The following is a 13,940-nucleotide window of genomic DNA, read 5'->3' as shown; positions in this document are numbered from 1 at the left end:
GCATATGAAAGGATCATATTTATGCCGAAAAATCGGAGCCTTAACCCCTCCGCACAACCGGCAGCTGTGCCCCTCTCCGCCGCTTTATTTCCGGGCCAGCTCCCGGATCAGCCGGAAAGCCGAACTGAAGCGCGGCCGCCTGAGGTGCTCCTGAACATAGCCATAATGGGTCAGCTCCACGCCCGCATCCTTCAAAGCGTACGCAAAGTCGTCATCAAAGGGCAGCCGGAACTCCCATACCCGCTTCTCCCACTGCGGAATGTTGGCCAGCATCCACGCATCCTCCGCGCCGGGATGAATGTAGGTCTCTGAGACGCCGTCCGGCAGGGCGTACAGCTTGGCGATGATCGACCGTTTGAAGCTGTCATACGTTTCCCCTTCCACCAATCCGAAGGGATGGGACAGCAGATAATCGGGGATCGGCACCCCGAAGGTGTCCGCCAGCGCCGCTGCTTTGGCTACCGGACGTTCAATACCGCCCAGTGAACGAAGGAGCGGGTCATCGGGGTGGATGTAGCGGAAGAAGCGGGAAGGCAGGCCCCAGCGCGAAATTTTCCAAAAGGTCTGGGGCAGCAGGCTGCGCCCCGTTTCCATGCCGTACAGGCTGCCCATGTGGTTGTCAACATGGCTGATTCGAATGCCGGCCTGCTTCACCCGTTCGTACTGGGCGTCAATCTCCTTCACGACGGCCCCCGTCTCCGCGCCCAGCTCAAACTCCCTGACCGTCCGGTACTGCTTGCCCTCGGCATCATGCAGCGACGGGTGCCCGGTCAGACTGCTCCAGCGCAGGGCATCGAACTCGCTCGTCAGGGTCAGATGCAGCCCCACATTGGGCTGCCGGCGGCGCGCGGTCCAGTCGGCTGCCTCTTCAAAGCCGGGCGCCACCGCCATGATCGTCGCCGAGGAGACCTTGCCCTCCTCGAGCAAATGCATGATGGCCCGGTTCATCGCCGGGCTCTGTCCGAAATCGTCACAGTTGATGATGAGCCTCTTGGCCATGCTTCATCTCTCCTTTCCCCGTCATATGAAAATCAAATCGGCCCATAAAGGATATCACAACCGATATGACCAATAAGCATAACGGTACGACGCTGATCAGGTAACGAAACGTCGCTTCCGGATTCGATCCCGGATTGTCACCGCTTTCATAACCGAAGATCAGACCGACCACGTAAAAGGCCAGCGCCGAAATCAGCCCGCTCGAACGGGTAATGAATCCGCTGACTGCAGTATAGATGCCCTCGCGCCGCCGCCCGGTACGCTCCGCATCCTCATCGATGATGCGCCCGCTGACCATCGCCGGCGTGACGAGAAAACCGGCCAAACCGAAGCCCACCGCAATGCCGGCTGCCACGCCGCTCACCAGGTTGTAACCGAACCAGAGCGGAATAACCGACAGGCCGTACAGGATCAGCGACAGCCGCCAGGCTCTCACGCCGTCCATCCGGCGGACGATCCAGTACCATACGCCCACGAGCGGTATGACCGACACAAACACGGCCGCCAGCAGAATCGACACCTGGCCCTCCGAAATCCGCAGCACGTATTTGGCGTAGAACGGGATCATGGAGCTGACCAGCCCGTTTACGGTCTGGGCGAACGAGTTCGATACGTTGAAGATCCAGAACTTCTTGTTGCTGAGCGTTTCCCTAAAGGCGGCGCCCAGCTTCATCGGTTCCGCGTTGCCGGGGTTGCGCTGCTCCCGCACGCTAAGCATGCAGATGAGCATGCAGATGCCAAACACGAAGGCGTACACGATCGCCATATTGGAGAAGTTGATCGCCGCGTAAATGATAGGTGTCAGGGCAGTGGCGATCAAAAGAGCCAGCACCTGATAGCCCTGCTGGATGGCGGAGGCTTTGGCCCGGATCCGGTCGCCACGAAACAGCTCGGGAAACAGCGCCCCGTAGTTGACCCACAGAACGGTCGCCACCGCCTCATACAGCACGAGCGTCACGAGGAACCAGGTGAACAGCCCGTTTTGCGACAACTCGCCCGGCGGAGAGAAGACCAACACGAAGGTGAGCATAAACAGCGGAATGGAAGCAAACACCCACGGCCTGCGCCGGCCGTAACGCGTCTCGGTCCGGTCCGACCAATAGCCGAACAGCGGATTGTTTACCGCATCCCAGACAAGGAAAATGGTTCTGGCGAGCGTGGCGAGCCCGACGCCAAGTCCCAGCTTTTCCACATAAAAATAGCTGTAAAACGAACTGAATGCCTGACTCGGAACCATCATCGCAAACATCCCCAGCGCAAAGGCGTACGGCGAATTTACCCATCGGCGCGCCATGTGTATTCCTCCCCTAAGAGAATAGGCTTCTTGGCCTAAGGCCTTACTGAAATACTATTCAACAAATGGATGATTTTACCTGTATGCGGCAGCGAAAAACCATTTTAAAACCAACTTCGCAGATTTTAACGTGTTTTATGAATAAGCTATATCATCGGGATGAGCGGGTCATTCTCAAGCTTTGTCGCCATGCCGTTCATCTATGACATCATGCAAAAAATAAAAACAACGAACTCCCAGGAGGGATGCCGGATGGCATGGGTTGTCGGAGCGATCATCGTACTCGCTGCCTTAAGCTTAGCCTTTGAATTGAGTAAAGGCAGATCTGCAAAAAGAAAATATATCGTGTGGGGAATCACGACGATGCTGCCGATCGCATTTGTATTTTCGTGGCTCGTTGCGTTGATGTACGGGGACTGGATCGCTCATGACGGGTTCGCCGCCTTGGGTCTCTTAATGATCCTGATCCCGCTGTTCTTTTTGACCGGTGTGATTCTATTGCTGATTGGGCTCTTTACGAAGGAGAAGCAATCGTAACTACGGGACAAAAAAACAAAACACTCCAGCTCTATCACGATAGAGTCGGAGTGTTCAGTAAGAACTATACCTTTCACCCGCCGCAACCACCCCGGCTAACCCACCGCCTCGGCCTTCTTAGACATGTTGCGCTGCGCGGTGATGAGATTGTAGTAGATTCCTCTCTTGGCCACAAGCTCGGCGTGCGTGCCGATTTCGGCAATCTCGCCCTTGTCGAGGACGATCAGCCGGTCGGCATGCCGCAGCGTCGAGAGACGATGCGCGATCGCCAGCGTCGTCCGGTTGCGGGTGACCCGCTGCAGCGCCTCCTGGATGGCGCTCTCCGTATCGATATCGAGCGAGGCGGTCGCCTCGTCGAGAATCAGGATCCGCGGGTCGTTCAGCACCGCCCGGGCAATGGCCAGCCGCTGCCGCTCCCCGCCGGACAGGTTGCCACCGTTCTCCTCAAGGCGCGTATCATAGCCGTCCGGCAGGCGCAGGATAAAGTCGTGCGCGTTGGCGATCTTCGCCGCCTCAAGCACTTCCTCGTACGTCGCTTCCGGCTTCGAGTACCGGATATTGTCCAGGATCGTGCCGCTGAACAGAAATGTCTCCTGCAGCACGACGCCGATTTGCGAGCGCAGATGCGCCTGCTCGATCCGGCGGATGTCCACCCCGTCGATGAGGATCTCGCCTTCATTTACGTCATAAAAGCGGGATACGAGGTTGATCAGTGTCGACTTCCCTGAACCGGAATGTCCAACCAGCCCGATCATTTCCCCCGGTTTGATCTCCACATTGATTTCCTTCAGCACCGGCTCATACGATTTGTAGCCGAATATCACATTCCGGAACGTAATCGTACCCTCAATCGAATGCTTGACGGACGCCTCGGAATCCATCACTTCCGGCTGCTCATCGATCACGGAGAAGATACGGTCCACCGAAATAATCGCATTGGACAGCCATCTCGGCATAAACATCAGCCACGCGATCGGCCCGTAAATCATGCCGGCGTAACCGCTGAACTGCACCAGCTCCCCGAGAGACATCTGCTTGCTTAGAATCATATTACATCCGATGAGGAGCACGAGATACTGCCCCGTCTGGATCAGATAGTTCGAGATCGGTGACAGGATGCTGAATACTTTCTCGGTCTGGATGGTCGCCGCCGCAAACTCGGCGTTGTACTGTTTGAACCGCTTGACCTCGCGCTCTTCTTTGCCGAACGCCTTGACGACGCGGATCCCGCTCAGCACGTCGTGCAGGAAGGAGTTCGCCTTGTCGTACACCCTCCACTGCTTGCGGAACAGCTTCCACAGCACGCCTTTCCAAATGTACCGCTGGATATAGGCGACAAGGGGTGCCGGCAGCAGCACGACGCAAGCCAGACGCCAATCCGCGGAAAAGAGCAGCACGCTCGCGGATACGAGAATAATGAGCTGAAAAACGGCCGTCGTGAACAGCTCCTGCACCAGATTGCGGATCCGGTCCGTATCCGAGGTGACTCGGTTCATGATGTCCCCGGCCCGCTGCGTGGTCAGAAATCCGAGGGAAAGGTTCTGAATCCGCTCATAGACCAGCTTGCGCAGATCGGCCGCGATTTGCGAGCTGACCCCCGCCATGATCCGCCCTTTGATGATGCCGAGTCCCTCTCCGCCGACGAGGACGAAGAGCAGGCCGAGAATGGCCCAGACGAACACGGAAAAGCTCGGCGATTGGCCGGGAGGCGGCTGCAGCGAAGAATTCACCAGCAGCTTTTGAAAGTAAGGGCCCGCCATGGATATGGCGGATGCGGCAAATGTCACCGCAAGCCCGATCGCGAAGGTTTTTTTGTGATTCATCGCCACCGAGAACAACCGCTTGAAGGCCGCAGCCTTGTTCATGCATTTCCGGCATACCCGCGTTCCGCGGATGAGCGGTCCGCCGCAGTTGGCGCAGATCGGCTCTTCTTCATCATTGTAAATCCGGATCCTCCGCTGCCTGGACAAATCGTTCAGAATCTGGGCGATATAGCCGTATCGCGCCGCATGCCTCATGGACAGCCGGGTCAGAATAAATTTGGTACCGGCCTCGTCCCCTTCCAGCACGGCGCTGCCGATCAGCGGCACCACCTTGTATTCCTTCGCATCGGCTATCAGGCGGCTGTCGACTACGCGGCCCTCCAGCAGCAGGGCCCATTTCTGCTCGCCAATCACGAAATATCCTTCCGTCCGCTGCCCGCCCAGCGTCAAATCAACAGGCACGCAGTAGCGGATATGCTCCCCCACAGCCTGCGAGACGGCCTCCAGCTCGCGCTCCGGCAGTGTAAAATTAAGGTTCATGAATACCTCCGTCCTAGTATCGACAGGTGTCGAAGTTCAGCCTACATGCATACCTCAACCATCTTGTATTCCTTGTCGCTTAGTCGGTCCAAATGAGGGATGATAAAACGGTTGCCATCCACATCTACGATCAGGAGCCGGCTTGCCGTCATCAGCTTGACGCTCGCGCCGCCTCCGCGGACTGTAAACCGGCAGCGTCCCGAGGTGGTTTCCGCATCCCAATACGAATATCCGAACTCCTCTTTGACGGAGAGAACCTTCGAGATTTCCGGGGCAAAATACCTCAGCTCCACCTGCTCCTCCAGCATCCGCTGCGTTTCCTCCGGGAACTCGTCCAGGGAGCGGATCATCCCGATCTCCTCATTCTCGACGGTCCGAATCGACAGGTAGATCCGCTTGTTCGTATGGGGAAAAGAGCAATGTACATACACTCCGGCGTGCTCCTTGTCCCCCGTCTTCACGTTCAGCATATGGCCTTCCGTCAGAGTAAACACCGTATTGTCCGGGGACAAATAACGGATTTGCGCCGCCTCCGCGAGACCGGGACTGCTCCCGTCGTCCTCGGGCCGGAGAATCTCGCTAACACTTACATCCTTAAGCGTCATGCCGTAATCACCTCATTCATCTTCAGCGCCTCGTCATGCTTTTTGACCAGGTCGTAATAGGCCCCTTCCTTCGCCAGCAGCTGTTCATGCGTTCCTTCCTCCACGATCTTGCCATGCTCCAGCACGACCAGATAATCAGCGTTTCTTAGCGTGGACAAGCGGTGCGCAATCGCAATTGTCGTTCTTCCCTTGATCAGCGTATCGAGCGCCTCCTGAATTTGCAGCTCGGTCTTCGTATCGAGCGAGGCGGTGGCCTCATCCAGAATCAGTATTTTCGGATTGTGCAAAATAGCCCGGGCAATGCTGAGCCTCTGCTTCTCGCCCCCGGAAAGGTTATGCCCTCCGGTACCGACAATGGTATCGTAGCCATCCGGCAGTTTCTCGATGAAGTCATGTGCGCCGGCCACTTTGGCGGCATGGACCAAGTCAGCCAGGGTGCAGTCGGGATCGGCATAGGCAATATTTTCCGCGATGCTTCCGGACATGACATAGACGTCCTGGGATACGATGCCGATATGCGTCCGAAGGGACGCCATGGACACGTCCTTAATCGCAATGCCGTCGATCCGGATCTCTCCTTCATTGACGTCATACAACCTCGGAATCAGGTTGACCAGCGTCGACTTCCCGGCTCCCGAGTGCCCGACGACGCCAATCATTTGGCCGGGCCTTGCATGCAGCGACACGCCTTTCAGGATCGCCTTGTTCGGCTCGTAGCCGAAGGTGACGTTCGATATGCGGATTTCGCCCCGCACTTCCGTAAGCTGCATCGCGTTCGGCTTCTCCACCACGTCCGGCACCGCATCATGAATTTCAAAAATCCGCTGCGCCGCGGACATGCAGTAGGACCACCAGTTCATAATATTGTTCATAAACTGGATCGGCCCGTACAGCATGAGCATGTAGTTCATGAAGGTCATCACTTTACCGAACGTAAAGTCCCCCTGCATGACCTTCCAGCCGCCGAAAGCCCAAATGAGAATGCCGCCGATTTGCGTAAGAATGTTCAACACGGGAAACAAGGTCACGCCCATTTTGTTAAAAGACTGCTCCGCATCGGAAAAAGCCCCGCTGGCCCGCTGGAAACGGGCATTCTCCATCTGCTCCTTCCCAAACGCCTTTACCACCCGCGTGCCGCGGATCGTGTCGCTGATGATGGCATTCATCGCGCTGACCCGCTTATGCCGGCGGATGGACAGCCTCCACAGCTTGGGAAATACTTTGCGGACGAGCAGAAACACAAAGGGGAGAGGCAGCAGACACAGCAGAGTCAGCTTCCAATCCATGATCAGCAGAACGGTAACGATTCCGATGATGTTCATGGCGTTGACCACGAAATACGAAATGCCGTCGACGAAAAAATACTGCAGTTCGGTCGCATCATTGTTGATGCGGGTCATCAGCTGCCCGGTCTGTTTTTTCTCAAAGAAGCTTAAAGATAGCCGCTGCATGGCGTGAAACACGCTCGATTTCAGGTCAAAGGCAATATTCGCAGCCATCTTGGCGTTGATGACGCCGAAGATAACCCCAAACAGCAGGGACAGCGTCCGGAAAGCGATGATAAGCCCGATGACCAGTCCGATTTGGCCTGCGAACGTGCCTTTGCCGCCCAATGCCTGGTCGAACAGCAGCGTACCTTGAAAATAAGGAATGACCAGTCCCGCCGCCGAGTTCAGCAGCATAAACAGCACGATCCAGAACATCGAAACTTTGTACTTGCCCGCAAAGGACAGCAGCCTGCCGAAGACGGCGTGCTTCTTCATACATTTGGGGCAAACCTGGCGCCCCTCTTCGGGGTAGATCATGCCGCATTTCGGGCACGCGGCCCGCTCCTGGTCGTGCTGCAGCTCTTCCGGACTAAGCTCTTCGCTTTTCTTCAGCTTCTCGAAAATTTTGGCCAGGCTGGCTGCGCTCCGCATGCCGCCGTTCGTGAACGCGGCAACGGCCCTCTCCTCCGGAGTCTTGATGACAACCATGCCGGAGGCTACCAGATTGACAATGCTCAGTGAATCGATGTCCCGAACTTTCAGCGCCTCGAGCTCCCAGTTGGCTTCTTCTTTTGAGGAAAGCCCTTTCAACGGGGCGTTTGCTGCATACCCGCTGTACGTCTTCTCCCGCGCAGGCGCCTGATCATGGGACAAGATCAACAGCTCCTCACGGGTCAAAAGTACATACGTATCCCTGAACCCGTTCTCCAGGGCCCGGTCGCACAGCAGCCAGCAGAGCACGCTATCGCTTGCAACGCCGTGCTGCTCCAGCGCGTTCATGATTGCCTTTGGAAGTGTATCCATGAGTCCTCCAAATTCTGTTGTCTTTTTTCAGTCGTCTTATTAGGTACGAAATATCATACACCCTTTACCCCTCCCAAGAAAGGGAAAATTTACTTAAAACAAAAATTTTACACAATGAATTTTGGGTCAGCACCTGTTCCCTTCTGTTTCTCATCATTACAATACTCCTCCTCCTGGGGGTCAACCTCCTAAGCACATCTATTTTTATAAGCTAAAAAGGCCCCCCTTCGCCGCGGTGGCAGAAAGGAAGCCTTCTTATCCCAATATATAGCTTATTCAGCTGCGCTGCTGAATATTACTTCGTTGCGTTTTTCCAGTCGGCAGCAAATTTCTCGATGCCTTGGTCTGTCAGCGGATGTTTCACCAGTTGAGCGATAACGCTGAATGGAACGGTAGCAATATGCGCACCGGCCATAGCTACGCGGGTTACGTGATCCGGATGGCGAACCGAAGCGGCGATGATTTGGGTGTCCAGGTTGTGAACGCGGAACAGCTCAGCAATTTTGGACACGAGCAGCACGCCGTCTTCCGAGATGTCGTCCAGGCGGCCCAGGAACGGAGATACGTACGTTGCACCTGCACGTGCAGCCAGCAGAGCCTGGTTCACCGTGAAGATGAGGGTTACGTTCGTTTTCACGCCTTTTTTCGCAAGGTAGCGGCAAGCTTCGAGGCCGGCCAGCGTCATTGGCAGCTTGATCGTGATGTTTTTGTCTCCGCCGTTGATTTTGATCAGCTCATCGGCTTGTGCGATCATATCTTCTGCTGTTTCCGCATCCGGAGTAACCTCTGCCGATACGGATTCCACTTCAGGAACAGCCTTCAAAATTTCCTCGATGCGGTCTTCGAACTTCACGCCTTCTTTGGCAACCAGGGAAGGGTTTGTCGTAACGCCGGAAAGAACGCCGACTTTATAAGCTTTTTTGATGTCATCCAGGTTTGCAGTGTCGATGAAAAATTTCATGATTTCACAACCTCCACTTATTTTTTGTCTTTTTATTAGGATTAGTTCTTGACTACAGCATGGCCGCCAAATTCGTTGCGCAGCGCGGCAACCACTTTACCTGTGAACGTATCGTTATCCAGGGAACGGTAACGCATCAGCAGGGACAGAGCGATGACCGGTGTAGCGGTCTGCAGGTCAAGAGCGGTTTCCACAGTCCATTTACCTTCGCCGGAAGATTGCATAATTCCTTTAATTTCGTCCAAGTTCGCGTCTTTGGCAAAGGCTTTTTCCGTCAATTCCATCAGCCAGGAGCGGATAACGGAGCCATTGTTCCATACACGGGCCACTTTTTCGTAGTCAAAATCAAAATCGCTCTTCTCCAGCACCTCGAAGCCTTCGCCGATAGCAGCCATAAAGCCGTATTCGACGCCGTTGTGGACCATTTTCAGGAAGTGGCCGCTGCCGGCTTTGCCTGCATACAGATAGCCGTTCTCCACAGCGGTATCCTTGAAGATCGGTTCAACGATGTTCCATGCTTCCTGATCTCCGCCGATCATGTAGCAAGCGCCGTTACGAGCGCCTTCCATGCCGCCGGAAGTACCCACGTCGAGGTAGCTTACGCCGAATTCCTTCATTTGATTGTATCTTTCGATCGACTCTTTGTAATGCGAGTTGCCCGCTTCGATCACGATATCGCCTTTGGACAGCAGAGGTTTCAGCTCGTCAAGGACCGAGTCCACGACGGAGTGAGGAACCATGATCCACACGATTCTTGGCGTTTCCAGCTTGGATACAAGCTCTTTGATGCTTGCAGCGCCTTCGGCGCCTTTGCTCTTCATGTCTTCAACGGCAGCTGTGTTCAAATCGAACGCAACGACGCTGTGGTTATGATCCATCAAATTTTGTCCCAAATTCAAACCCATTTTCCCTAATCCAATCAATCCGACTTTCATTATAATTCCCTCCACACCATGCATTTTCTCTATCTTTGTTTATTGAAACCTTTACCAGTATGGTTTACAACCAGGATCAAGATTGACCCACGAGCACCTTTTCTTCTTCTTTCACAACCTCAGGCTCCGTATCCAGCCACCATTTGAAGCCGTCCTCAGCCAGCAGTTGGGCAGACGCTTCAGGTCCATTCGAACCTGCAGGATACGGGTGAAGCGGAACGCTGTCCTCCTCGAAGGCATCCAGAATCGGCTGCACATACTGCCAGGACAATTCGACTTCATCCCAATGGGCAAAGAATGTGGAATCCCCGCGAACCGCATCGAAAATCAGATTTTCGTAAGCCTCCGGCACGTCCTTTCCATTTTCATGGAAGTGAATGCGCATCGGCTCCAGCTTGGAATCGTTCCGCGGATTCTTTTTGTTCAACTGCATAAAAATGCCTTCGTTCGGATTGATTTCAATCACGAGAAGATTCGGATCGTTGGTGGTATTTTGTCCCTTCAACGGTTCCTTAAATTCAATGACGATCCGCGTAGATTTTTCCTTCATTCTCTTGCCTGTGCGAATGTAGAATGGAACGTCGCTCCAGAAGTAGTTGTCGATCCAGAGGCGCGTAGCGATAAACGTATCATTCTTCGAGCCCGCAGGAACGCCCGGCTCATCGAGATAACCGGGAACCGGCTTCCCTTGCATTTGACCGGCGGCATATTGGCCGCGGATCACGTTCTTCGCGACATCTTCCTTCTGCAGCGGACGAAGGGACTGCATGACGTTCTTCTTCTTCATGCGGACTTCGTTCGCATCGCCTCTGCCCGGTAGACGCATACTAACCATCATCAATACTTGCAGCAAATGATTCTGCACCATATCGCGGATCGCGCCCGAGTTGTCGTAGTATCCGGCTCTCTCTTCTACGCCGACGGTCTCACTTGCCGTAATTTGGACGTTGGCAATGTGATGGTTGGACCACAGCGCTTTGAGAATCGGGTTGGAAGACTCAAGGATCTCCAGGTTTTGCACCATCGGCTTACCGAGGTAGTGGTCGATGCGGTACACTTCGCTTTCATCAAACGCTTTGCTGAGCTGCTCGTTCAGATGGCGCGCAGACTGCAGGTCGTGTCCGAAAGGCTTTTCGATAATCAGACGTTTCCATCCGCTTGTCGAACCAAGTCCGCTGTTTTTAATATTTAAGGCGATCACGTCAAAAAACTCCGGCGCCACCGAGAGATAAAACATGCGATTCTGAGGAATGTTCAATTCCTGTTCACGCGACTCTACTAGGCTCCGCAGCTTATGGTAATCCTCCACTTGATTGGCATCAAGGTCGGTATACCGGATCGTTTGGAGAAAAGCCTCCAAAGCGGCCGGATCGTTTACGGTTCTTCTTGAAAAAGTTTGCAGCGATTTCGCTACGTTTTGCTGAAAATCTGCACTGGATTGTTCTCTGCGGCCCAAGGCGATAATCGAGAACGCTTCAGGCATCTTTTTATCTATAAACAGATTGTAGAGTGCAGGGTATATTTTTCTCTTTGCCAGGTCCCCTGTTCCTCCAAACAAGACAAATGTCATGTTGTCCACGTATGACTCCTCCATTCCATTCCCACCAAAAACCATGCGCATGCTGGCAGCTAAATCCGTTGCAACAAGGTTACTTTTAATAACCTGTTGAATTCACATTGGCAATCATAAACCCATTTAAGCGATTAGTCAACAGATTCTTGTCCAAATTATGAACGGAAATAAAATCCCTTTAATGACAGCGCTTTCTATGATATTATAATGGCAATGTATGGACATTGACGGCTGGATTTGGGAAACCTGACAGAGATCATAACTTGTTAATATTAAGTAACCAGTGCACACAAGGGGGTCAGCACTATGGATGAGAAACGCGCCAGGCTTTTATGCGAAAAGGTAGAGCTCGCACACCAGATTACGGGAAAGAAGTGGGTTAGCCTGATTGTTCACACCCTTATGGAGGAACCAAAGCGTTTTAGCGAAATTCATGCATACATCCCTGATCTCAGCAAACGCATGCTCAACGAACGCATTAAAGAGCTGGAGGATAACGGTATCATTATCCGCAATGTCATTACCGAGCGGCCGATCCGTACGGAGTATTCTCTGACACGTAAAGGGACCGAACTCGGCAGAGCGCTTCAAGCCGTAGAAGAATGGGCCGAGAAATGGTTCTAACCCGAGCCGGTATCATCATGCTTATCATTTGCAAAAAGGAAAAAGATCAACCCCATTGGAGTTGATCTTTTTTAAATTGCCACCATTTTCGATAGAATGTTCATTCTATTCCGGTTATATTATTCCCCCTTTATTACATAAATGGTTTTCGCATCGTCTCTAAGAATTCTTCAATCGGTACGGACTGTCTGAGCCTAACCAATTCATGGGCCTCATCCCCGACCAGCGTGCGGAACTGCGTGCTCTTGCCGGTGGCCAGATCCGATATGACACCGACGATCGTTTGGGGATCATCCAGATCGGCCCCGCCCGCTTGTTCAAACAGGTTTTTCATCTGGGCTGTTAGCCGATCATAATCTTGAATGTCGGGATTCGTACTCCAGACGACGTTGTTGATGAAATTATTGCCTGAGGATCCCCCTTGCTCCACTAACCTCAGCTCGATATTCAGCGGCTTCAGTTCATAATAGAGGCCTTCCGTCAGTCCCTCAAGGGCAAATTTGGACATATTGTACAAAGAGCCCAGCGGAACCGCACTCGTCACGCCCATATAAGAGCTTATATTGATGAACATCCCGCCCCCGTTCGCGCGAAAATGGGGCAAAACGGCCCGGATCACGTTAATCGGTCCCCGCACGTTGACGGCGAACTGCCAGTCGATGGCCTGTTCTTCAGCCAGCTCCAGCGCCCCGTAAGCGCCCATCCCGGCATTGTTCACGACGACGTCGATGGTGCCGAATGCCTCGATCGCCTGCTTCACGGCCGTTTGAACCTGCTCAACGTCGGTTACATCCAGCCGAAACAGTTGAATATTGCTGTATGCCGTCAGCTCCGTTTCCTTTTCCGGCGAGCGCATCGTCGCCGCCACATTCCAACCCATTTTCGCAAAGTGGATGGCCGTTAATTTCCCCAGCCCCGAGCTGGTTCCTGTAATTAATATCGTTTTGCTCATTGTATTTGCTCCTTTTCATTATTATATCGAACGTTCATTCTAATGGGCTGAAAAAACCACACCTTCGGTGCGGAGTTATTTGGCGACCGACTTCCAGCAGGAGTTAATCACCGTTTGAATCACTTCATCCGTCAGCGTAAAATGCTTCTGTAAATGCCCTTTGACCAGGTAAGCCATCGTGCCGTAATGCATCTGAACCATCATGGCCGGCTCCTGCTCGATGAACAGCTGGTAATCGATCGCTTTGGCGTACAAAGCCGCCATCGGCTTACACCAGCCGCCCTCATACGATTCCCTCTTGACGGCATCGGAAATATAAGGCGAGAACGAGTACTGCTCAACAAACTGAGAGGCTTCCGGGTTCATCAGGTTAATCTCGAACACCTTCTCCCAGGCGCGGTTAAAACGCGTCCGGACCGGTTCTTTGGCGTCCATCCCCCGTGTGACATATTCTCCGTTGTATAGAACGATCGCTCGATACAGCTCGTTAATAATTTCTTCCTTACTTGAAAAATAATGATAAATACTTCCGGTAGAGACCCCTGATTCCTTGGCGATCAGCGCCATCGACGTCGCCTGGAGCTCTTTTTCGATAATAATCCGCAGCGTCGTTTCCAGCACTGCCTGCTGAACTTTGTTGTATTTCTCAAACATGATCGGTTACCTCCAGCCTGCATTCGTTTTACGATAGAACGTTCATTCTAATCTTAGGCGTCTTTGACGGTATTGTCAAGGAATACTCGTTTGAAGGGCAGGTGCATGCCTGGATGCATACAAGCTATACTATAGTAGAAAAAAACTATTTTGGCACAGAAGAGATCTCTCCCTATGCAAAAAGCCAACCCGGCATTCTCCTCCGGATTGGC

General features: G+C 53.4%; 12 protein-coding genes. 2 read left to right on the top strand and 10 right to left on the bottom strand.

The features are described 5' to 3' along the window. Window positions 1-84: 84 nt before the first annotated feature. Both FHS19_RS22725 and FHS19_RS22720 read right to left on the bottom strand, forming a co-directional pair. On the bottom strand, window positions 85-999 hold the full coding sequence (locus tag FHS19_RS22725) for a polysaccharide deacetylase family protein (RefSeq protein ID WP_183584106.1): 915 nt from the start codon (window positions 997-999) through the stop codon (window positions 85-87). Continuing rightward, window positions 971-2,293, bottom strand: a complete 1,323-nt coding sequence (locus FHS19_RS22720) for an MFS transporter (RefSeq protein ID WP_183584105.1) — start codon at window positions 2,291-2,293, stop codon at window positions 971-973. Before FHS19_RS22720 ends, FHS19_RS22725 begins: the two co-directional genes overlap by 29 nt. Before the next feature lie 252 nt (window positions 2,294-2,545). Between FHS19_RS22720 and FHS19_RS22715 the strand changes: the two genes are divergently transcribed. Further along, window positions 2,546-2,830 carry a hypothetical protein gene (locus FHS19_RS22715; RefSeq protein WP_183584104.1) on the top strand — a complete coding sequence of 95 codons (285 nt, stop codon included), beginning with the start codon at window positions 2,546-2,548 and terminating at the stop codon, window positions 2,828-2,830. 95 nt (window positions 2,831-2,925) lie between these two features. Here FHS19_RS22715 and FHS19_RS22710 read toward each other — a convergent pair whose 3' ends face one another. From FHS19_RS22710 to zwf, 6 genes are all read right to left on the bottom strand, one after another. Continuing rightward, on the bottom strand, window positions 2,926-5,133 hold the full coding sequence (locus FHS19_RS22710; RefSeq protein WP_183584103.1) for an ABC transporter ATP-binding protein: 2,208 nt from the start codon (window positions 5,131-5,133) through the stop codon (window positions 2,926-2,928). Between the two features lie 41 nt (window positions 5,134-5,174). After that, window positions 5,175-5,738 carry a DUF1854 domain-containing protein gene (locus FHS19_RS22705; RefSeq protein ID WP_183584102.1) on the bottom strand — a complete coding sequence of 188 codons (564 nt, stop codon included), beginning with the start codon at window positions 5,736-5,738 and terminating at the stop codon, window positions 5,175-5,177. After that, on the bottom strand, window positions 5,735-8,029 hold the full coding sequence (locus FHS19_RS22700; protein ID WP_183584101.1) for an ABC transporter ATP-binding protein: 2,295 nt from the start codon (window positions 8,027-8,029) through the stop codon (window positions 5,735-5,737). Before FHS19_RS22700 ends, FHS19_RS22705 begins: the two co-directional genes overlap by 4 nt. A 295-nt stretch (window positions 8,030-8,324) precedes the next feature. Further along, entirely contained in the window at window positions 8,325-8,990 is a 666-nt protein-coding gene (gene fsa / locus FHS19_RS22695) for a fructose-6-phosphate aldolase (RefSeq protein ID WP_183584100.1), read from the bottom strand. A 41-nt stretch (window positions 8,991-9,031) separates the two neighbouring features. Continuing rightward, window positions 9,032-9,925 (bottom strand): phosphogluconate dehydrogenase (NAD(+)-dependent, decarboxylating), encoded by an 894-nt coding sequence (gnd, locus tag FHS19_RS22690; RefSeq protein WP_183584099.1) that lies wholly within the window; start codon window positions 9,923-9,925, stop codon window positions 9,032-9,034. Window positions 9,926-10,001: 76 nt separating this feature from the next. After that, window positions 10,002-11,504, bottom strand: a complete 1,503-nt coding sequence (gene zwf, locus FHS19_RS22685; protein ID WP_183584098.1) for a glucose-6-phosphate dehydrogenase — start codon at window positions 11,502-11,504, stop codon at window positions 10,002-10,004. A gap of 300 nt (window positions 11,505-11,804) precedes the next feature. On the opposite strand from zwf, the gene FHS19_RS22680 reads away from it, so the two are divergent. Further along, complete coding sequence (locus FHS19_RS22680; protein WP_076173085.1) at window positions 11,805-12,122, top strand: winged helix-turn-helix transcriptional regulator; 318 nt, start codon at window positions 11,805-11,807, stop codon at window positions 12,120-12,122. 133 nt (window positions 12,123-12,255) lie between these two features. Here FHS19_RS22680 and FHS19_RS22675 read toward each other — a convergent pair whose 3' ends face one another. Beyond that, entirely contained in the window at window positions 12,256-13,074 is an 819-nt protein-coding gene (locus FHS19_RS22675) for an SDR family oxidoreductase (RefSeq protein WP_183584097.1), read from the bottom strand. A 75-nt stretch (window positions 13,075-13,149) separates the two neighbouring features. After that, window positions 13,150-13,728: a TetR/AcrR family transcriptional regulator gene (locus FHS19_RS22670; RefSeq protein ID WP_183584096.1), complete on the bottom strand. Its 579-nt coding sequence runs from the start codon at window positions 13,726-13,728 to the stop codon at window positions 13,150-13,152. Window positions 13,729-13,940: the final 212 nt, after the last annotated feature.

The sequence above is a fragment of the Paenibacillus rhizosphaerae genome (assembly GCF_014192015.1).
Taxonomy (GTDB): Bacteria; Bacillota; Bacilli; order Paenibacillales; family Paenibacillaceae; genus Paenibacillus_AQ; species Paenibacillus_AQ rhizosphaerae.
Note: the sequence above shows the minus strand (reverse complement) of the source record. Positions and strands in the feature narration are given on the sequence as shown.